We start from the raw sequence: 22,307 nt of genomic DNA, 5'->3' as shown, positions 1-22,307 counted from the left end.
GTGCCCACCCAGCGCCCCTGGAACCGGGTGGGCCGGTATTGCTACCAAGGAACTACGAATCTCCGCACTGAGGTGAATTGGCGGGGAGGGCGGGCGAACCAAGAATTCGCGGCAGACCGGGAAATTTTCCCGGATGACAACAACAAGCCCGCAGAGGTAGCCGCAATGAACCCCACCGGTTTCACCCAGCCTTTCGTCCGCACGGCGCTGTTCGCCGCCATCACCCTCGCCAGCCTGTCGGCCTGGGCGGGCGTCACCGACCAGGACATCAGCGATGCCGGCAAGCGCAACGACCAGATCGTGGTCAACGGCCTCAACCAGCAGGGCCAGCGCTACAGCACGCTGGACACGCTCAACACCGACAACGTCAAGGAGCTGCGTCCGGTCTGGGCGCTGTCCTTCGGCGGCGAGAAGCAGCGCGGCCAGCAGGCGCAGCCGCTGATCAAGGACGGCGTGATGTACGTCACCGCCTCCTACTCGCGGGTGTTCGCCGCCGACGCGCGCACCGGCAAGAAGCTCTGGCAGTACGACGCGCGCCTGCCCGACGGCATCATGCCCTGCTGCGACGTGATCAACCGGGGCGTGGCCCTGTACGGCGACCTGGTGATCTTCGGCACCCTCGACGCCAAGCTGGTGGCGCTGAACAAGGACACCGGCAAGGTGGTGTGGAAGAAGACCGTGGCCGACTACAAGGCCGGCTACTCCATCTCCGCCGCGCCACTGATCGCCAAGGGCAAGCTGATCACCGGCGTCGCCGGCGGCGAGTTCGGCGTGGTCGGCAAGATCGAGGCCTATGACCCCGCCACCGGCAACCTGCTGTGGAGCCGCCCCACCGTGGAAGGCCACATGGGCTACGTCTACAAGGACGGCAAGGCGATCGAGAACGGCATCTCCGGCGGCGAAGCGGGCAAGACCTGGCCGGGCGACCTGTGGAAGACCGGCGGCGCCGCGCCCTGGCTGGGCGGCTACTACGACCCGAGCACCGACTCGCTGTTCATCGGCACCGGCAACCCCTCGCCGTGGAACTCCCACCTGCGCCCCGGCGACAACCTGTTCTCCTCCTCGCGCCTGGCGCTGAACCCGGAGGACGGCTCGATCAAGTGGCACTTCCAGACCACCCCGCACGACGGCTGGGACTACGACGGCGTCAACGAGCTGGTGTCGTTCGACTACCAGGACGGCGGCAAGACCATCAAGGCTGCCGGCACCGCCGACCGCAACGGCTTCTTCTATGTGCTCGACCGCACCAACGGCAAATTCATCCGCGGCTTCCCCTTCGTCGACAAGGTCACCTGGGCCAAGGGCCTGGACAAGAACGGCCGGCCCATCTACGACGACGCCCACCGCCCCGGTGCACCGGGGGATGCGAAGAAGGGCACCTCGGTGTTCGTCGCGCCGTCCTTCCTCGGTGGCAAGAACTGGATGCCCATGGCCTACAGCCAGGACACCGGCCTGTTCTACGTGCCCTCCAACGAGTGGGGCATGGATATGTGGAACGAGGGCGTGACCTACAAGAAGGGCGCGGCCTACCTGGGCGCGGGCTTCACCATCAAGCCGCTGAACGAAGGCTACATCGGCGTGCTGCGCGCCATCGACCCGAAGACCGGCAAGCAAGTCTGGCGCTATGAAAACTACGCGCCGCTGTGGGGCGGCGTGCTGGCCACCAAGGGCAACCTGGTGTTCACCGGCAACCCGGAAGGCTTCCTCATGGCCTTCGACGCCAGGACCGGCAAGAAACTCTACGAGTTCAACACCGGCTCCGGCGTGATCGCCTCCCCGGTCACCTGGGAGATGGATGGCGAGCAGTACGTCACCGTGGTCTCCGGCTGGGGCGGCGCCGTGCCGCTGTGGGGCGGCGAGGTGGCCAAGCGCATCAAGGACCTGGACCAGGGCGGCATGATCTGGACCTTCAAGCTGCCCAAGGACCTGGTGGCCAAGCGCTGACGGAGCGGGCGCGGCGGCCCGGTGCCGCCGTGCTCTGCCCACTCCGGCAGGGTGGATTCACAGCCTGCCTCCTCATCCCCTAGACTGCGCTCCCCGCCGTCAGCGTTGCGTGCCGGCCTCTCGTCCCGAGGAGCGCCTCGCTCGTGATCCGTCTCAGCCTGCTTCCCTGCCTCGTCCTGCTGTCGTGGCTGCTCGCCGCACCGGCACAGGCCGCCGCCCCCATCGACCTGCGTGACTGGAACCCCGAGCTGCAGCCCATGCACGCGCTGGATGGCGATTGGCGGCTGACCTGGATCGAGCCGGAGCGCGCCGAGCAGCAGGTGCGCATCCCCTTCACCTGGGGCAAGGGCACCCCGACCTTCTGGGGGGAGGTGGGGTTCGGCCGGGTGGAGCTGCGCAGCCAGCTGCTGCTGCCTGCCCATGCCCGCCAGCTGGCGCTGTACTTCGATGACTTCAAGTCGGCGGCGCGGGTCTGGGTCGACGGCGCCCTGGTGCTGGAGCGCGGGCGGCCGGGCGATGCGGAGGACGAGGTGCCGCGCCTGCAATCGGCCATCGTGCCCCTGCCACAGGGGCACACGCAGGTGGACATCCGCATCGAGCTGTCCAACCACTTCCACCACGAGGGCGGCATCGACATGGCCGTCAGGGCCGGCACCCTGCAGACGCTGCAGATGGACGCGAGCCGCCAGCGTGCCCTCTACCTGCTGACCGTCGGCGCGGCCTTCATGATGGCGCTGTTCATGGGCCTGCTCGACCGCAGCGCGGCGCGCTCGCTGGGCGGTGCGCCGCTGGCCGCCATGCTGGTGCTGGCCGGGATGCGCGCGGCCTCCAGCGGCGAGTTGCTGGACCACTACCTGCAATGGCCGGCGCTCTGGATCTACCGCATCGAGTACCTGTCCGGGCACCTGTTCGCGCCGGCCTACGGCTTCCTCCTGCTGCGCCTGTTCCCGAGGGAGCTGTCGCGCCGGCTCGTGGTGCTGCTGGCCGGCGTGGGTGTGCTCGGTGCCGCCCTGACGCTGCTGCTGCCCGCGCACTTCTTCACCCTGCTGCGCGACCCCTGTGCCCTGTGGCTGCTGCTCAGCGAGCTGTACTTCCTCGGCGCCCTGCTGCTGGCTGCCAGGCGTCGCCGGGCGGGTGCCCTGTGGGTGCTGCTGGGGATGGTGGTGATGGACGCCACCATCGTCAACGACCTGCTGATGTACTCCTTCAGCGTCTCGACGCTCAATCTCATCCCGGTGGGGGTGCTGTTCTTCCTCCTCTCCCACGGCCTGGTGGTGGGCAGCCGGGTCATCGCCGCGCTGCAGCACAGCAACCAGTTGCGCGACGATCTCCAGCGCCTCAACGCCTCGCTGGAGGCCAGGGTCGACGAGCGCACCCGGGCGCTGGCGGTGGCCCGTGACCAGGCGCTGCACGAGGCGCAACAGTCGCTGGAGCGCCAGGCGATGCTCAGCCACGAACTGCGCACGCCCTTGGTGGCCATCCAGGGGCACCTCCAGCTCCTCGACCAGGGCGGGCTGGATGGTCGCCAGCAGCAGCGCATCGAGACCGTACAGAGCGCGGCGCAGAGCCTCACCGACGTGCTCGACGGCCTGATGCTGCTCAGCCGCGCCGAGAAGTTGGAGCTGCCCCCGGCCCAGGCCTTCTCCCCCATGCGCCTGGCCGAGGAGTGCGCCGCGATCTTCCAGCCCCAGGCCGAGGCACGCGCCCTGCGGCTCTCGACCGCCTGCGCGGCCGGCCTGCCGGCCTTCGTGCTGGGCAACCCGAAGCCGCTGCGGCAGATCCTCTTCAACCTGCTGGGCAATGCCCTGAAGTTCACCGAGAGCGGGGAGGTGGTCATCCGCCTGGACAGGGACGGCGACGGCCTCCTCATCGAGGTTCGGGACACCGGCCCCGGTATCCGCCCCGAGCTGCAGGCCAGCATCTTCGATGCCTTCGTGCGGGACCCGCTATCCGACCGCCCCGGCATCGGCCTGGGCCTGTACATCAGCGCGCGGCTGGCCGCCCTGATCGGCGGGCAGCTGACCCTGGACAGCGCACCCGGTCGCGGCACCTCCCTCCGCCTGGCGCTGCCCTGGCCGGAGGTCGACGAGCCCGAGCCGGGCGAGGACGACGTCGCCCTGCTGCAGGGCATGCGCGTGCTGCTGGTGGAGGACGTGGAGGTCAGCCGCCTGGTGACCGCCGAGTTGCTGCAGAGCTGGGGCTGCCAGGTCGGCACGGCCCGCTCCGGCCTGGAGGCGGTCGCCGCCTGCCTGGCCGCCCCCTACGACCTGGTGCTGATGGACATGCGCCTGCCCGACATCGACGGGCTCGCCGCCAGCCGCAGGATCCTCGAAGGGGCCAGCGAGCCCAGGCCGCTGCTGCTGGCCCTGACCGCCAACGCGGCTGACCTGGACCCCCAGCAGTGCCGGGAGGCCGGCCTGAGCGGCGTGCTGGCCAAACCCCTGCATCGCGAGGCCTTGCTGGCGGTGCTGGAAAACTGGGAGTCGCCCGCCCCGGTGGCCGCGCCGCCGACCGAGGAGCTGTCCCAGGAGCGTCTCGCGATGCTGCGCGGCTGGCTCGGCGCCGCGCTGTTCGATCGCCTCCTGCCGACCCTGTGCACCTCGTTGCGCGACATACGCGCGTCGCTCGCCTCGCTGCCCGATGGCGGGCGGGGCACCGAGCAACTGGAGGCGCTGTGCCACCGCCTGCGGGGCAGCACGCTCAACTTCGGGCTCGATCAACTGGCCCAGGCAGCGGAGCATACGCGCCGTCCGGAGCAGGTCCCGGCGTTGCTGGCGGTGCTCGACCGCCACCTGGTGCTGCTCGAGGATCGGCTCGCGGTCGAGGCCGCCCTGAGGCGAACTGACGCATGAGGTGGCAAGCCTTCGCCGCTTTGAGTCAGAATCCGCGCCGGTCCGAAACAGGGAAAATGGAGTGATGGCCGATAAGCTGGTGGTGGTGGAGGATGCTCCCGAGATCCGCGACATGATGGTGCTCTACCTGCAGAGCGCGGGGTACGAGGTGCACGCCACCGACTCGGGTTGGCAGTGCCTGGAGCTGGTGCAGGCCCAGAATCCGGCGCTGGTGCTGCTGGACATCGGCCTTCCCGACCTGGACGGGCTGACCGTCACGGCGCAGCTGCGCCGCCGCCATCCGCAGCTCGGCATCATCCTGGTGACAGTGCGCGACGAGGACTACGACCGGGTCGTGGGGCTCGATGCCGGCGCCGATGGCTACCTCACCAAGCCGCTGAACCTGAACATCCTCCAGGCCCAGGTACGCAGCCTGCTGCGCCGCTGCGGCGGGACAGAGCGGGCCGGCGACTTCAACCTGCACCTGGGGCGTTTTCGCGTGGACCTGCTGCGCCGGCGCATCTACGACCCGCAGGGCCAGGACGTGAACCTCACCCCCGGCGAGTTCGCCTTGCTCATCGGCCTGATCGAGCGGCGGGGCAATGCCATCAGCCGCCACGACCTGCTCCACTGCGTGCGGCGTGGCCAGGGCACCGACGAGCAGGTCGACGTGCGCACCGTGGATGCGCTGGTGGTACGCCTGCGTCGCAAACTGGAGCTCAACGCCAATCGGCCGCAACTGATCCTGACGGTCTACGGCAAGGGTTACAGGCTGGCGACCGACGACGAGCTCGGCAGCCGCCCCGTGCCCTAGGACCGTATGAATAGCCATTCACAAGCATGAATGGCGTCTCCTAGCCCTCGCTTATAGCGAATAGAGAAAATTCACCATCCGTGAAATTTCCTTTCGTGACAGTGAGGTCCAGCATGCCGGTCGAGCGCTTCTCCCCCCGAACCACACCCTGCGTTCTTCCGGTCCAGCGCTTCCAGCCAAGCCGCATCGCGGCGGCCATCCTCGTCGGCATGGGCGTGCCGTCGGCCTGGGCCGAATCGAACAACATCGTCGCGGCGGGGGGCTCCTACCTGGTCGGCGACACCGTCATCCACTACGCCGGCACGGCGACCAACATCGCCACCAAGGGCTCGGTGACGGACATCACCACCGAAACGGTGCGTGGCCAGACCGGCTTCAACTCCTTCAGCCACTTCCAGGTGGGCAGCGGCAATACCGTCAACCTCTACGTGCCCGGTGGCGCCAGCAACCTGGTGAACCTGGTGCACGACTCGCGCGTCGTCATCAATGGCACCCTCAATGGCGTGCTCGCCGATGGCAACCGCATCGGCGGCCATATCATCTTCGCCGACCCCCATGGGCTGGTGGTGGGCGCCAGTGGCGTGGTCAACGTCGGCAGCCTGACCATCACCACGCCGTCCACCCAGCAGATGCAGCAACTCTCCGGCGCCGTCGGCACCTTGTCGGCGGACGGCACCGCGCGCCTGGTGGACGACCTGCGCAACGGCCTCTACAACGACGCCGGCACGCTCACCGACTCCATCGGCACCGAGCGCGGCAAGGTGGAGATCAAGGGCCGGGTCAACGCCGTCGGCTCGGTCAACATCTTCGGCGCCGCCGCCGTGGTGGCCAATGGTGCCCGCATCGAGGGTGGCAAGGACATCGCCGACGCGGTGTTCCGCGGCACGGTGAACACCGAGGGCCTGGCGGTGGGGCAGGCCGTGGCGCGCGCCGATGGCGCCGTGCGCATCGTCGGACGCGATTCGGCGACGGTATCCGGCGAACTCGCGGCCCTGATGGCGGACGGCAGCGGCGCCAACGTTTCGGTGTCCGGCGGCCAGAGCCTGGAGCTCACCGCGACCGCCAACATCTCCACCCAGGGCGCTGCCGGCAAGAACGGCGGCAAGATCGCCCTTGAAGCCAGCACCGTCAATTTGCGCACGGGCTCGACCCTGAGCACCCGCGCCAGCGGTGCCGGCCGCTCGGGGGACATCCAGGTCAGCGCCGTCAGCGATGGCGGTTGCACCTTCTGCGAAGGCGACCAGGTGCAGACGGTCGCCGAGCTCACCGACAGGCTGAGCAAACAGCCCAACACCTTGCTGGCGCCGGAGCGGGGCGTGGCCAGCGTCAATATCGAGAAGGGCGCGGTGCTCGATGCCAGCCATGCCGAGGAATCCAGGCAGGGCGACATCAAGGTCAGCGCCACGGCGATCAGCCGGCAACTGGGGGGCTACTCCGCCGCCGATGCCAGCGTGAAGGTGGCGGGCACCCTCAAGGGCAACGACATCAGCCTGGCCAGCAATGCCGTGGCCATTGTCGATCCGTCGCGGCTCGGCACGCTGTTCGACAGTGCCGCGATCAAGGCGGACGTGCTGCGCATCAAGAATGAGAACGGCTGGTCCGACGAGGCGGCCTGGGGCAAGGTGATCGGCGACATCATCAAGCCGATCACCGGTATCGGCTCGCTGAACGATCCCGACCAGCTCAAGGCCCTCGGCGTCGACCCGGCCGACTTCAGCGAGCTGACGGCGCTCATCCCTTTCCTGGCGGTCTCCATCGCCCAGGCCGACTCCACGGTCGAAGTGCTCGATGGCGCCAGCCTGCAGGCCAGCCGCTCCCTGCTGGTCAAGGCCGACAGCACCCGCAACGTCGGGACCGAAAGCTTCTCCATTCCCGTGGTGCAGAGCCTCATCCCCTTCAACGCCGGCGTCGCTTTCGGGCGCATCAGCGGGGTGACCCGTGTCGAGGTCAAGTCGGGGGCCGTGCTCAAGGGCGGGCAGGGCATCGCCGTGCAGGCCCACAGCGAGAACAAGCTGGATGTGAAGGCCGAGGCGTCCAACGGCCATGATGCCGAAGGCAAGCCGGCGACCACCACCGGCTTCGCCGCCGCCATGGCCAATACGGCACTGACCACCACCGCGCAGGTGAACGCCGGCGCCTCGCTGAACACCCGTGGCGACGTCAGCGTGCTGGCGCTCAGCGAACAGGACATCAGCAACACGGCCAGTTTCAAATCCATCGGCAACGGTGCCGCAGGCGGCGCGGTGCTCGCCCTCAGCGTGCTCGACAGCGACACCCGGGCGGCCTTCGATGCCAACCTCAGCGGTGCGCGCAACCTCAACGTCAGCGCCACCAACCTGGTATCCCGGCAGCACAACGAGGCCACCTCGCAGGCCGGCAAGAGCCTGGCCGACTTCATCAAGTTCCGCGCCATGGGCACGGTCGACCCGATCAAGAACTTCGTCCTCAGCAAGTTCAAGGAGGTCAACCCGACCCAGCCCAGCGACAGCAAGTTCCGCCTCGCCGCCTCCCTCGCCCTGGTCGTCAGCGACCAGCAGGCCGAGGCGAGCATCGGCAAGGGCAGCCAGCTGAGCCTCAGCGGCGACCTCAGCCACACCGCGCTGCAGGAGATCCGCAACCTGCACAACCTGTCCAACAGCACGGTCAATGGTTCCAAGCGCGGCTCGGACCAGAACGACTACTCCCTGAGCATGGCGGTGGCCATCGCCACCCTCAACCAGGGCACCCGCGCCCTGGTGGGGGACGGCGCGCAGATCGCCGCGCAGCGCATCGGCATCGGCGCCAACTACATCCAGCCGCTCAACCTGAATGGCTTCGACCGCTGGAGTTCGCTGAGCGACATCGGCAAGCGGATGATCAGCCTGTCGGGCTGGCCCAGCGACCTGGCGGGCAAGTTCTCGACGCAATACGCCAACTCCCAGGGCACCTCCGACGAGCTGGCGATCACCGGCTCCGTCTCGGTGCTCACCAACCTGGTGGACACCCGCGCCTGGGTCGGTGACAAGGTGCGCCTGGATGCGCTGGCCACCGGCGAGCAGCCCTGGCAGAGCAGCCCGCTGGCCCAACTGGCGGAGCGCCGTGACGGCAAGGGCCAGCTCATCCCGCTCAGCGCCATGGCCAGCGACCGCCGCTGGGACTGGGCGCAGCCCATTACCCTGGCCGCCGGCAACCAGCTCGGGCAACTGGCGATCGCCGGCAATATCGGCATGTTCCTGTTCGGCACCAACGTCGGCGGCGAGGCGGCGTCCCCCTCGGACGGCAAGCCCACGGCCCTGGGCGGAGCGCTCAACGTGCAGACCGTTTCCAGCAAGGCGGTGGCGGGCATCGGTGCGCAGTCCGTGGTCAAGGCCGGCGGTGTCCAGGTCCAGGCGCTGCAGGACGACCTGATCCTCGCCATCAGCCCCTCGGCGGGGTCCGGCGTCAGCGCCGCGGCCAACGGCGCGGCGGTGGCCAATACCCTGACCTCCACCGTCAACGCCTCCATCCACAACACCGCCAGCGTGGAGGCGGGGCGTGTCGGCGTGCAGGCCGAGCACCGCCTGGGCCTGTGGACCGCATCCGGGGCCGTGGCCTTCGGCGCGGGGGCCGGCGTCGGCGGCGGGCTGGCGCTCAATGTGCTGACCACCGACGTCGACGCGCTGGTGGGCAACAACCGCAACTGGCGCCCCTCGGTGATGGGCCAGGGGCTCGACGCCAGCGGCAAGGGCATCTGGAAGGCCAACCTGCTGGACGTGCAGGCACTCAGTTCCGGGCAGAGCGGCGCCTTCGCCATCGCCGGGGCCGTGGTCAAGGGCAAGGAAGAGAATAAGCAGCAGGAGGACGCCACCCAGAAGGCGGGGGACATCGGCAAGCCCACGGTGGAGCTGGCGGACAGCTTCGGCCAGGCGCTGTTGCAATCCATCACCCTGGGCGTGGTCAACGTCACCCCGGCCCTCAGCTCCCTGGCCAGTACGGCTGGCAAGGTCAAGGACGCTGTCAGCGAGGCGCCCTCGAAGATCGCCAGCGGCTGGGACAGCATTAAAAAGATGTTCGGCAAGCAGGATGCCGGCTCCGGCCCCGATGGTGGCGGCAGCGATTCCGGCGGGCAGGGCAAGGGCTTCTCCATCGCCGCTGCCGGCTCGAGCAGCATCAACGTTTCCCGCCAGCGCAGCCGGGCCGACCTCGGTGACATCGTCCTCGACCCGCGTGACCCGGCCCAGGGCGGCAGCAAGGTCCAGGTCCTGGCGCTTAACCAGACCCATCAGTTCAGCGGCTCCGGGGCCGGGGCGCTGACCCTCGCCGGCAAGCAGAAGAGCGAGTCGAGCTCCGCACTTTCGGGTGCGCTGGCCTACAACCACCTGATGAACGAGACCGATGCCCGGGTCGGCAACGTCCTGCTGCGTGGCAACGACCTGCTCCAGGTCCAGGCCCTCAGCGCCGGGGACCAGATCGCCATGGGCCTGGGCCTGGCCGCAGCCACGGCGGGCAGCGAGACCAACGTGGCGGTGGCGCTCTCCGGCTCGGCGGCCTATATGGGCAACCGCACCCGTGCGCGGGTGGAGAACAGCCAGGTGGAGCAACGCGAGGCGGCGCCTGGCAGCATCGAGGTGAGCGCCTACGACCGGGCCCGGGTCATGCTCGGCGGCGGCGCCTTCGCCGGCAGCAAGGGCAATGGCGGCAGCGCCGGCGGCTCGCTGGTGGTGGGCGTGCTGGCCAATGAGCTGGCCGCCGAATGGCTGGGCAGCAGCGCCAGTCACTTCGCGCGCATGGATGTCGCCGCCGCCAGCGCCTCGCGGGTGCTGGCCGGCGCCCTGGCCGGGGCCGTCAGCACCGGCAGTGACAGCGGCGCGGGGGCGGGATCGTTGCTGGCGCTGGTGCTGGCCAACCAGGTCAAGGCGCGCATCGACGCCTATTCGCCCACGGGGGGCGGCAGCCCCGTGCTGTCGTCGTTGCAGGGCGGCGCGTTGAACCTGACCGCACAGAGCGTTTCCGGCGCTTCCGCGCTGGACGCCCGGTTCGCCGGCGCAGCGGATGCGACGCTGCTGGACAGCGGCCTGGACCTGGGCGGCGGCACGACCGTCTCCGCCATCCAGGTCAAGGGCGATGTGGACAAGGACCTGCTCAACGGCAAGCAGGGCCCCGGTGACCTGTTCGACGGCGATATCGCTGGCGAGGCGGTGCTGGCCGTGGCCGGCAGCCTCGGGGCGTCGGGTGGCAAGGCTGGCGTGGGGGGCTCCCTCGCGCTGGTCTACGCCGGCAGTGGCTACACCGCGAAGCTGGCCAACAGCCAGGTCGATCTCAGTGGCGACCTGACCATCGCTGCCCGGCACAGCGCCGATGTGCTGGCCGCCGCGGTATCCGGGGCCGGCAGCGCCGAGGCGGGCGTGTCCGGTTCGGCCACCGCGCTGATCGGGCGCGGCACCGTGCTCGCCGGGCTGGACATGGGCGACCGCACCCTCAAGGCGAGGAACCTCGGCATCAGCGCCGAGCGCAGCGGTGGCCAGTACTCCCTGGCCGGCAACATCACCGGCAGCAGCGGCTCGACCGCCGTCGGCGGCGCCGTGGGCATCAGCGACATGCAACAGCGGGTCGAGGCCCTGCTGGAGAAAGGGCGCTACCAGCTGGGGGGCGACCTGACCCTGGACGCGGCGCAGCAGAGCCGCATCATCAGCGCCGCGATCTCGGCGGCGGTCACCTCGGGCAATGTCGCGGTGGGCGGCGCGCTGACCTTCAACCGCATCGCCGACTCCACCCAGGCCCTGCTGCGCAACGCCCGGGTGGGCGCCGACGACCTGGTCATCCGCACGAGCCAGGCCGGGCAGGGCGCGCTGATCGGCTCGCTGGCCTTCAATCTGGCGGCCAGCGGCAGCAATACCGGGGTCGGTTCGGCCATCGCCATCAACCTCATCGAGGCGACGCGCCAGGCGTCGCTGAGTGACAGCGATGTCGAACTCACCGGCTCGGCGAAGCTGTCGTCGGGGCTCGATGGCCAGATCTGGGGCGTCGGCGTCAACGCCGTCGGGGGCAGCACGGCTGGCGTCGGCGGCTCCGTGGTGGTCAACAACATCGACGGCAGCGACAGCGTCACGATCTCCGGGGGCTCGCTGCGCACCAGCGGCAGCGGCAAGGCCCTCGTACTGGACGCGGCCCAGGGCCAGGGGATGTTGATCGCCTCGCTCTCCGGCCAGGTGACCGGCTCGGGCAATACCGGCGTGGGCGGGGCGTTCTCCGTGAACCGCATCGGTACCCAGCGCAGCGCAGCCATCGACAAGGGCACTATCAACGGCTTCTCCAGCGCGGCGCTGAGCGCCAGCCTCGACCAGGCCATCTACGCCGCTGCGGTGTCCGGTGCCGGAGCCAGCACGGCGGCGATCTCCGGCTCCTCCACCAGCAACGTGATCGAAGGGGGCGAGAAGGCCGGTATCAGCGCCAGCCACCTGGAGGTGGGCAGCCTGGAGTTGAATGCGAACCGCGGCAACCGCGAGATCTGGAGCCTGGCCGGCTCGGTCGGCGGCGCCGGCAACGTCTCGGTCGGCGTGGCCAACGCCAACAACGTGATCCTGGCGCAACGCATCGCCCAGGTCAGCGACAGCACCCTGAAGCTCGGTGGCAAGCTGAGCCTGCTCAGCGGCGGCTCTTCGGGAATCCGCTCCCTGGCCATTGGTGGCGCCGGTGCCGGCTCGGCGGCGGTGGGCGCGTCCCTGGCGATCAACGTGATCAAGGGCGAGGAGCGGGCCAGCCTGGACGACAGCACGGTGTCCGGCGCCAGCGGGGTGAAGATCAGCGTCAGCGAGGGGGCGGCCGATATCTACACCGGGGCCGGCAACCTGCAGGTCGGCGGCAGCGGTGCGGGCGCCGGAGCGGTCGCCATCAGCACCATCGAGCAGCAACGCATCGCGCGGGTCCGCGCCAGCACGGTGGATGCCGGCACCTCGTCGGTGGAGGTCTCGGCCGTCACCGATGGCAGCATCCGTACGCTGGCGGTCAGCGGCAGCGTCGGCGGTACGGGAGCTGTCGCGCTCTCCAACGCCAGCAACAACATTGGCGCGGTGACGCGCGCGCAGATCGACGGCAGCGCCGGCGTGGCCGGTGTGCTCAAGGTCAAGGCAGAGGATCGCTCCAGCATCGCGGCGCTGTCCGGCGGCGCAGCCGGTGCCGGCACGGCTGCCGTGGGCGTGGCGACCTCGGTCAACCGCGTGGCTAGCCAGGTGGAGGCCCGGTTGCTCGGGCGCAACGGCACCCAGGGCTGGAGCCTGAGCGACCTGAGCCTGGACGCGCACTCCGCCGCCACCATCCGCTCGGCATCCATCAGTGGTGCGGTGTCCTCCACCGCTTCGGTCGGCGGGTCGGCCGCCACCAACGTCATCCAGAGTTCCGCCCGGGCCTTCATCGAACAGGGCGCCTGGGTCCTGGCCCGCAACAACGTCGGCGTATCGGCCCGCACCACCGATCAGATCAGCGGCGCGGCCGGTGCCTTCATGGGCAGCGGCACCGCGTCTGTCGGCGGCTCCGCCACGGTCAACGTCATCGAGAGCAGCACCACCGCCGGGATAACCGGCGCGCAAACCCGCGTCAGCGCCCTCGCGTTGGGCGCTGCCGCGACGATCGATAACGGTGTGCTGCTCAACGGGCCCAGCAAGGATGCGCGCCTGTGGAGCAACGCCGAACAGTTCAACCCCATTCCCGGCCTCGCCCTGGGCTCCCGGCAGTTCCGCGGGCTGGCCGTGCAAGCCAGCTCCGTCCAGCAGGTGGGCCAACTGGCGGCGGCGGGGTCGGTTTCCTTCGTGCCGCTGTACAGCGCTTCGGTCGCGGCACTGGGTAACAGCAACGTGATCGGCGGGGTCACCCGCGCCAGCATCGAGTCCGCCCAGATCAACCAGGCCGACGGCGCCGATGCCGCCCAGCAGGTACTGGTGGGTGCCGCCAGCCATGCGCTGAGCTCAGGCTACCTGGCCAGCGGGGCTCTAAGCCTCGGGGTTGCGGCGGTGGCCGGTGCGCTGGACAGCACCGTCATCCAGCGCCAGACCCAGGCCGTCATCAGCAGCGCGCGGGTATCGAGTCGCGGAGCGGCCGAGGTGCGTGCCGGCTCCACCCAGTTCGCCAGCACCGTCCTGGCCAGCGCGGCGGGCGCCATCGTGGGCGGCGCCGGCAACGTGGCACTGATCATCGCCAAGGGCACCACCGAGGCGCGGGTGGACAAGGGCAGTGACCTGGACGTTGGCAGCCTGCGGGTGAGCGCCGATGCGCTGCAGCAGTTCAGTGCCAATGCACTGGCCCTGGCGGGCGGCCTGGTGGGCGTGGGCGCCAACTTCGGCCTGGTGCTCGACCAGGCGCTGACCCGTGCCTGGGTCGGCGAGGCTCCCGGTGCGCCGGACAGCCTGGCCGACACCCGGGTACGTGCCGGGTCGGCCAGCGTGCTGGCCACTGGCACGAGCGAGCTCCATAGCAACCTGGTGGGGGCGGCGGCAGGCGGTGGCGCCGTTGCCGGTTCGGCTCTGGTGCAGGTCGTTGAAACCACCACGGAGGCGGGAGCGGGCCAGGCTCAGTTCGGTACCGCGGCCAACCCGTTGGGGGACCTGAACATCGTCGCCCATGACAACCTGCGGGTGACCGGCAACGTCGGCTCGGGCGTGGTCGGTGCGGCCGCACTGGGGGCCTCGGCCAACGTGGTAGTGGCCAACAGCGCCACCCGTGCGCTGCTCGATCGCAGCAGTGTGCAGGCCGCCTCGCTGGCGGTGGACGCGCTGCGTGAAGGGTATGCCGAGCTGTTGACGACCTCGGGCGGCCTTGGTTTCGCCAGCCTCAGCGGCAGCATCGGCCTGCTGCTACTGGGCAGTGGCGCCACCCAGGTCGGCACCGGCGACGCGGCCGTGGACCCGCTGAGCTATCTGGACAAGGACGGCAAGGGCACGCTCGCCAGCCTCGACACGATCACCGGCAAGGGACAGGTCGCGGAGCTGAGCCACGAGGAGGTGGTCTGGGACGCTGCAAGCCAGAGCTATGTCCGCGTCAGCGTGAAGGACGACCAGGACCTGGCCCGGGTCAATGCCAGCTCCACCGTCACCGTCAGTGACCGGTTGCGGGGCAACACTCCGCGCACCCACGAAACCGTGGCGCGTGTCAGCGACAGCCAGGTCAGCCTCAGCGGCGCTGCGCGGGTGACGGCCGAAGACCGCCTCGCCAGTCGCAACCAGGCCGGCAGTGCCGGCCTCGCCGGCGGTGCCTACGGTGCGGCCATGGCGTTCAGCCTCTCCAATGCCCAGGTGGTCGCGGAGCTGTTGAACGGCAACCTCAAGGCCGCCAGCCTGGCGATCCGGGCTGCCGCCAGCGACAAGGCCATCGCCGGGCAGGATGGCGATTACACCCACGCGATGTTCGTCCACGCCTTGAGCGGCCAGGCCGCCGCGCTGGGCGCGGTGGGCGGCGCCGTGGCGGCCGCGGTGCTCAACAACGGCGTGAGTGCGTCCTTGGGTGGGGCGGTACAGGTCAGCGGCGACATCGAGGGCCGGGCCGTCGATACGCAGGCGCTGGATGTCCAGGCTTCCGGCCTGGCGGTGGGCGGCCTGGCGGGGGCCGGCCTGGTGCTCGGGGTGGCGGCCCATGACAGCCGCGTCAGCCTCGACGTGGCGGCGAATGCCGCGCTGCGCGCCGGCAATGTCCTGCTTTCCGCCCTGGCGGCGGGGCCGGTCAAGGTGCAGGGCTGGGGGAGCAGCGGCGGCATCCTGGGCGGCTTGAACGCCGTGGTGCTGCTGGCGCGCGATGCCTCCCAGGCGAAGCTGATGGTGGGGCGCGGTGCGGCGCTGATCGCCACGCAGGCGCTCGACCTGGATGCCCAGGTGCGCAGCCGCCTGCAGGCCAGCAGCGAGGGTTATGCACTGGGCGGCCTGCTGTCGGCGGGCGGCAGCCTGGTGGACAGCCTCAACAGCGCGGTCGCGGAGCTGGGCGTGGGCAGCGATGCGCAGCTCGCCGCAACCCAGGGACAGCTGCGTAGCCGGGTGCTGCGTGATGGCGATACCGACAGCTCCAGCGTCAAGGCGCAAAGCCTGGCGGGTGGCGTGGGCCTATCGGCCAATGCCGCCGTGGCCACGGCCCGTTCCCTGAGCAAGGCATTGCTGCATACCGATGCGAGCAGTCGTTTCGGTGGCGCGGCGGGCGGCAACTGGACCTTCCTCGCCGAGACCGACGTTCGCCAGCGTGCCTATGCCGATGGCAAGCTCGGCGGCCTGCTCGCCCTGGGGGCCACGGTGGCGCAGGCCCTGTCCCAGTCGCAGACCCTGGCCGAGGTGGCCGGGCATTTCGAAAGCGCCCTGGGCAGCCTCAAGGTCAGCGCCCTGGGCAGCCAGGACAACCAGGCCGAGGCCCGGGCCGGGCAGGGCGGCCTGGTCAGTGGCGCCGCCGCCGTCGGCAAAACCGCCGACAGCAGCCGCACCCTCGCCAGCCTGTGGGCACGCGGTGCCCAGGATGGCGTGATGAAGGTCGGCAGCCTGGCGCTCAGTGCGCTGCAGCAGTCGCGCTTCAACAGCTTCGTCGACAGCACCAGCGCGGCGCTGCTCGGGGTGAGCGGCGCCCATGCACAGAACGACCTCGACCTGGCCACCAGCGCGCTGCTGCTGGACGGCGCCCGGATCGAGAGCCAGGGCTACAGCCAGAGCGCACGCGCGCTGGTGAGCAAGCCCCAGGCGACGGCCTACAACGTGCAGTCCGGCTCCGGCGGCGTGCTGGATGCGGCGGCGGCGCGCAGCCTCACCTCCATTGCCCTGGATACCCGCAGCCTGGTCGGCAACGATGTGCGGCTGCGCGTGGAGGGTGACTGGCGCAATCCGCAGAAGCTGGAGATCCAGGCGTTCAACCGGGTCGATGCCTATGACCGGGTGAAACTCGACAGCGGCGGCGCGATCAGCATCGCCCGGGCCGAGTCGTCGATCGATGTGCTCAAGAGCAACGCCGAGGCCCGGATCGGTGAGCGGTCGGACCTCTACAGCGTGGGCGACCTGGTGCTCGCCGCCAGTGGCGCCTATGCCATCGACAGCAACGCCAATGCCAAGACCTACGGGGCCGCAGGCGCGGCCAGCGGCAGCAGCCTGGCCCGGGTGAAGGCCGACTACCTGGCCCAGGTGCGTGGCAACGCGGCGTTGTTCGCCTACGGCGACCTGCGCCTGCTGGCCGGCCATGGCCTGGACGGCGCGGTCAACCGTGCCGAACTCACCGCACGCACCGACCTGTGGAACAACACCGCCTTCCCGGTGGTGACGGACCCCGCAGCGGCGGCGGAATACATCCGCAGCAGCAACCTGCAGGTGGAGGCCGGCAGCGGCCTGCGCAGCGTGGGTGACATCCATGCGTATGCCGGCCAGGGCCAGGGCGTGCTCTCTGGCAAGGGCGTGGGCAGGGACCTCTATCGACAGGCCGCGGCGGACCTGCTGGGGGCGATCGTCGGCCAGGTATCGCTGGACATCACCGGTGGCGGCACGCGCAACGAGGCGCAGGGCCTGGTGCGCATCGACGGCCAGCTCGACGCCGGCGTCTACAGCCAGCGCAAGCTGGTGATCAGTGGGCTGAAGTATCTGCTCGATGGCAAGGAAGTGGACCCGGCCAGCCTCAATGCCTCCACCCGGGGCACCCTGACCGTGGTGCCGGTGATGCAGGAGGCCAGCGACGGCATCACCTGGACCCTGAGCCAGGGCGAGTACTCGCAACTGCTCACCCGGCGTTTGCAGGAGTTGAACGATCGCCTGTCCAACTACGGCATCTCCGCCGTCGAGCGTGCGGCCTTCGAGGCCGAGCGCACGCTGCTGAACAAGACCCTGGCCCGGCTCTACGAGCAGATCGGCGGCAAGGTGGTGGACAAGCCCGGTGCCATCTCGGGCGAGGGCACGCTGCCCCAGGGCCTGAAGATCTGGCTGCTGGAGATCGACCCGGTGCTGGCCAAGCCGGGCAACATCCTGGTCCAGGGCGATGCCCTGATCGGCAGCGGCAAGCTCAATGCACCGGGCGACGCGAAGATCGAGATCATCAACAACAGCGAGGCCTTCCTCAGCCTGAAGGGCCTGGAGATTCCCGACCATGTCGGCGGCCAGCTGCTGTTCAACGGCGCCAGGATGTCCGGCAATACCAGCATCCGCAGTGCCAACAAGCCCGGCACCGGCACGGTGTCGTTCGCCAGCATCACGGTCGCCGAGAACTCGGCCGCGCCGCGCATCCTGGTGCAGAACCTGCGCAACCCCGCCGACAATCCCAAGGACGTCTCCGGCCTGAGCATGCCGGCGGCCGACATCTACGTGAACGGCAGCCTGCTGAACAAGCGTGGCGAGATCGAGCTCAGCGCCAAGTACGGCAGCATCTACGCCAATGCCGATATCCGTGCGCAGAAGCTCAGCCTGAGCGCCGGACAGGACTTCGTCCTCAACAATCCCAATGCCTTCGTGCATATCGGTGGAGACCCGGCCAGCAACAACAACGGCAGCACCCTCTACAACAACGGTTCCGCCACGGTCGCCGGGCAGAACGTGGTGATCAACGCGCTCTACCTGAACATCAACGGCCTGATCCAGAGTGGCGTGGCGGATTGGCGCGTGACCATCGACGAGTCGCGCTTCGCCAATCTCGACAGCCTGCGCTCGCAGGCGGTCGGCAACCGGCTGCAACTGGTGCAGACCGACGCGCGCACCGGCACGCTCGGCTATGCCTGGGACTTCGACAGCAACAGCATCGTGCTGGACCAGGTGCAGGTGGGCGGGGGCTACATGGAGCTGACCGGGCACATCCTCAGCACGGGCAAGGGCCAGCTCAAGGTGCTCGACGGCTTCAGCCAGGTGCACATCACCAACAACACCAGTCGTCGCCTGGAAATCGCCGGGCTCGACCTGGGCAACGGCGTCGAAGGCACCCTGCGCATCAACGACCTGGGGCGTGGCGAGAACGGCCAGCAGATCGGTGGCGAGCGCCTCTGGTCCACCGTCTATACCCGCGTGGGCGACCAGGTGCAGCGCTACGAAGGCTGGAGCAACGGCCCGTTGACCCTCAAGGGCAGCAGCGCCGGACGCGATGCGACCTACACCACCACGGCGGGGCGTTCCTATGTCTGGCTGACGGGGCGCGACGACAGCACCACCACCACCCGCCAGGAATACTGGGATGCCTTCTGGGGCTTCATCCCCACCGGGGACGGCACCCTGGCCTGGGAGAACACGGTCAAGGGGCAGAGCACGGCGATCCCGGGTGCGGAGTACATGGGCTCCACCAGCGGGCTGTACAGGATCGACAAGAACCTGATTCGCAATTACCGCTTCGTCGATGACGCCCAGCTCAACGCGATCATGCAGGGCTACGCATTGCAGTTGGCCGACCAGGATCCGGACAACTCGATCCTGGCGGCCTTCCGGGTGGGCATCGGCCAGGGTGAGATCGCCCGCGTCAACGAGACCTACACCACCAAGGACCCGGTCAAGATCAACGAATACAGCGGTGGCTACTGCCAGGCGCACTTCATCTGGTGCCAGATCTACCGGACCACCAAGACCAGCGTCTACAGCTCGGGCAGCAAGGAGATCAACCGCTATGCGGTGCAGGCCGACCGGCCCATCGACATCAGCTTCATCGGCAGCGAAAGCGGGCTGATCGACCTCATCTCCAAGGGCTCGGTCACCCTGCGCGGCTCGATGTACAACCTCAGCGGCAGCACCTCGATCAAGGTCGACGGCGCCCTGGAGCAGAACAGCGACAACCTGGTGATCGCGGCGCGCGACCTGGACCTGGACGCCGGGCAGTCGATCGGTAGCCGCGAGCAGGCCCTGCGTGTCCAGGCGACCCGCAGCCTGGGCGCCTCCAGTCGCAACGGTAGCATCGACCTCAAGGCGCTCAACGGCGGGGTCAACCTCAGCCGCCTGAGCGCGGGTGGCGAGCACATCGGCCTCAGCGCCCAGGGCGACATCCTCGGCATCGGTGGCATGACGGTGACCGGCAACGCAATCGAGCTGGTTTCCACCCATGGCAGCGTCGGCAGCGCCGGTCATGCACTGCGCCTGGACTCCGGCAACGGCGCCAAGGGCCTGGTGCGCGCCAGCGCGGTGGGGGACATCCAGCTCGAGGAAGTGGGGGGGGATCTCTGGCTGGATCAGCTCAAGGCCGGTGGCGATGTCTGGGTCAAGGTGGCCTCGGGCAACCTCTATGACGGCAACAGCGAGCTGGGCTACGACGACCGCGCGCTCGAGGAGCTGCAGCGGCTCTGGACGAGCATGGGGCTGACCGGAAGCGCGGCCGAGGAGGCCATGGCGCAGCAGCGCGGCGCCCTGATCAAGGCCGGGCAGCAACGCTATGCCCAGTACTGGCGCCTGCGCCAGGGGGGCGAGGTGGCGTTCGACGCGAGCCAGGCCGCCTTCAGCGCCGGCCAGCGCGAGCAACTGGCAGGCCTGGGCTGGAGCGAGCAGCGGATCGCCAGCGAGGAGGCCCGGCGCATGGCCGACTACCAGGCGCTGCATGCCACCTACGGCGGAACCACCTACGACCCGAACTTCACCTATCAGCTGCAGGATGCCGAGCTCAGGAGCCTCGAGCAGACGGCCACGTGGAGCGAGGACCAGTTGCGCTACTCCATCGCCGCCAGCCTGCTGCGGCGGGACGACGGCGGCTCGGTGGTACGCGAGGCCAATAACATCGAAGGGCGCAATGTCACCCTGGAGGCGTCGCGCATCGGTCGCCTCAAGGCGGATGCGATCGTCATCGACCTGAGCAAGACCGCCTCGCTCACCAACGAGCAGCGCGCCGCCCTGGCGTCCGCCGAGCGCGACGACATCGAGTTCGATGCCGGCAACCCGCTGCTGATCCGGGTCGCGCAACGCGACGATGTCAACGTCAAGGCCAGTGGCACCCTGACCGCCACGGCCCAGAGCGACCTGTTCCTCGGCGGCGACCAGGACTTCAACGTCTTCGCCCTCGACGGCCGCAGCATCAGCCTGAAGACCGATGGCAGCATCGAGAGCGCCAATGGCGACAAGGTGGTGATCCGTGGCCACGACGTGACCCTGGAGGCGACCGGCGGCGCCATCGGTGGCAAGCAGGCACTGAACCTGGCGGTCACCGGAGACCTCACCGCCCGGGCACGGTTGCTGGACCTGGTCCAGCACGGCGACCTCAGCCTCGATCGCCTGACCGGCGTCGAGCGCCTGTCGCTGCAGGTGCTGGGCAACCTGCGTTCGGCCAGCCAGCTGGGCGAGAACCTGTTGGGCGGCCAGATCGATCTCAAGGTCAGCGGCACCACCGGTGCAGTCGGGCAGCGGCTGCAACTGGGCACCGGTTCCGCCTCGCAGCAGATCAACCTGGACCTGGGCGGCGACGCCTGGATCGGTGGCTTGCAGGGCCTCGCCAGTCAACCGGGCGTATTGCGCCTGGGCACCCTGAGCGTGGACGGCACGCTCGACCTGGCTCAGGTCGGCGAGTTGCACCAGGGTGGCCAGTGGCAACTCGGCGGCCTGGTGGCGGACATCGCCGGTGGCTGGTCGACGGTCGATGGTGCCAGCCTGCAGGCCCGACACGGCATGAGCCTCACCAGTGGCGGCGACGTGCGGCTGGGCGATGTGACCATCGCAAGCGGCGACCTGGATATCCAGGCCGCCAGCCTGGCCGGGCTCGCCGCGGGCAGCCGCTGGCAGGCCGACGGCGTGCTGCGGCTCTCCGCCCTTGGCGACATCGGCTCGCAGGCCCAGGGCATCGAGCTGGCGGCCCGGCGCCTCGAGGTGGACAGCGCCACCGGGGCGCTGTACCTGGCCCTGGCGGCCGGCATCCAGGGCGGCAGCCTGGACAGCGGTGCAGGTCAGTGGCTGCGTTCCCTGGGCAACCTGAAGCTCGATCGGGTGAGCAGTGGTGACGGCGTCCAGCTGCGCGGCAATGGCCGGGTCGAACTGGGTGCGCTGAGCGCCCAGCGGGACCTGGACCTGGTGGGCGACGCGCTTGGCATCGACACCCTGCGCAGCCACCTCGGCGGCCTCCGGGCCCAGCTGGCCGGGCAACTGCGCATCGACGAACTGGACGTCGCCGGCACCGGCGACCTGCACAGTGCGTCCGCGACCCTCGGGACCGCGACGTTCGGTGGTGCGCTGGTGCAGTCCCATGATGGCGACCTGCAGGCAGACGCTTTGTACGTTGGCGGCGGCTGGACGCTGGAGGCCGCCTCGGCGCGTCTCGGCAGCGCCAGCGTCATCGGGCAGGTCAGGCAGACCCTGGCCGGCGCCCTCGACCTCGAACGCCTGGATGCCACCGGCGGCTGGACCCTGGATGCAGGCCGCAGCGAGATCGGCAGCGCCAAGGTCGGCGGAGCGGTGGACATGACCCTGCGCGACGGCCTGCGACTCGGCAGCCTGGAGGCGGGGCAGGGCTGGAACCTGCGTGGCACCGACGCCCAGGTCACCCGTGCGGATGTACGGGGCGCGGTGCAGCAGGTGCTGAGCGGCATGCTGGACCAACAGGCGCTGCTGGCCGGCGGCGACTGGACGCTGCAGGCCGCCTCGGCGCGTCTCGGCAGCGCCAGCGTCAACGGGCAGGTCAGGCAGACCCTGGCCGGCGCCCTCGACCTCGAACGCCTGGACGCCACTGGCGGATGGACCCTGGATGCGGGCCCCAGCGAGATCGGCAGCGCCAAGGTCGGCGGAGCGGTGGACATGACCCTGCGCGACGGCCTGCGACTCGGCAGCCTGGAGGCGGGGCAGGGCTGGAACCTGCGTGGCACCGACGCCCAGGTCACCCGT

4 protein-coding genes are annotated in these 22,307 nt (G+C 69.6%); all 4 read left to right on the top strand.

What is annotated here, in order from left to right; translation table 11 throughout:
- The first annotated feature begins 165 nt into the window (after positions 1-165).
- On the top strand, positions 166-1,944 hold the full coding sequence (locus tag DMX10_RS27455; protein WP_111264073.1) for a methanol/ethanol family PQQ-dependent dehydrogenase: 1,779 nt from the start codon (positions 166-168) through the stop codon (positions 1,942-1,944).
- Positions 1,945-2,087: 143 nt separating this feature from the next.
- Positions 2,088-4,796 carry an ATP-binding protein gene (locus DMX10_RS27450; RefSeq protein WP_111264072.1) on the top strand — a complete coding sequence of 903 codons (2,709 nt, stop codon included), beginning with the start codon at positions 2,088-2,090 and terminating at the stop codon, positions 4,794-4,796.
- Between the two features lie 64 nt (positions 4,797-4,860).
- Entirely contained in the window at positions 4,861-5,589 is a 729-nt protein-coding gene (locus DMX10_RS27445) for a response regulator transcription factor (protein WP_111264071.1), read from the top strand.
- Positions 5,590-5,702: 113 nt separating this feature from the next.
- The coding region (locus DMX10_RS27440) for a leukotoxin LktA family filamentous adhesin (protein WP_218281343.1) at positions 5,703-22,307 on the top strand (16,605 nt) is incomplete at its 3' end.

The organism is Pseudomonas sp. 57B-090624 (assembly GCF_003234055.1).
Lineage (GTDB): Bacteria > Pseudomonadota > Gammaproteobacteria > Pseudomonadales > Pseudomonadaceae > Metapseudomonas > Metapseudomonas tohonis.
The sequence above is the reverse complement of the archived record's forward strand: the minus strand, read 5'-3'. Positions and strand labels throughout refer to the sequence as shown.